The organism is Paenibacillus sp. GXUN7292 (assembly GCF_050864975.1).
Classification (GTDB): domain Bacteria; phylum Bacillota; class Bacilli; order Paenibacillales; family Paenibacillaceae; genus Pristimantibacillus.
On sequence record NZ_JBOZWO010000103.1, the window covers coordinates 1 to 852 of the forward strand.

Below are 852 nucleotides of genomic sequence, written 5' to 3' on the forward strand. Positions count from 1 at the left end.
TTACTGGTTTTGAGCGTCAAACAGCTTTTTACGATCGTTGTCAATCGCTTCTAGCACTTGGATCGGGGTCTTGCTGCCGAGCATCAGCTCTTGAATATACTTGCCGATAATGGTGTTATCCCAGTAAAGCAGGCCATATTCCATATCCAGCCCTTGACCGCCCGGCGCGTTTTCAAGGATCGATTTGCCAGCTTGCGACGGCTTGCCCGCTACATCCGTGAACGAAGGATTAGACTGCAAATCAGGACGGCCGTCATAGAACGTATTCAGGTTTTCCGGTTTTGCCATAAAGTCAAAAAACTGCTTCACGCTGTCCAAGTTTTTGGAATCTTTGTAAGCTACGCGCATATTGCCGCCTGCTGAATGCGAATACATATCATTGCCTGCCAGCGGGATCGGGAACATTTCCCATTCATTTGCTTTTGAATCCGCATATTTTTCAGCAACCTCACCTTGATAAGACTGATACATCATAATCATGGCCGATTTGCCTGTGCCCATTGCCTCATAGCTGGAATCCCAAGCATTGGACAAAGAATTTTTACCGAAGTAGCCTTTGTCATACAGTGTTTTGAACTCCGCCAAAAATGTCTCAAACTCTTTTACATCCGCAAATTTCATCTCTTGATTGTTCAGCTTGTCGTACAAGCCCGGGTTAGCTTCTGCAGCCTTTGGACCGAATTGCGAGAACCAGATCGCCCAATACCAGGCTTCCTTGCCAACCATATAAAGCGGTGTTTCAATGCCGGCTGCTTTCAATGCATCTGCAACCTGCATCAGCTCTTCCATTGTTTTTGGAACCTGCAAGTCATGCTTCGCAAACAGCTCTTTGTTGTACAAAATGCCCCATCC

The 852-nt window shown here is 46.5% G+C and carries 1 protein-coding gene; it reads right to left on the reverse strand.

The window, feature by feature from the left end; translation table 11 throughout:
* The coding region (locus ACRRU2_RS28530) for an ABC transporter substrate-binding protein (RefSeq protein ID WP_432506833.1) at positions 1-852 on the reverse strand (852 nt) is incomplete at its 5' end.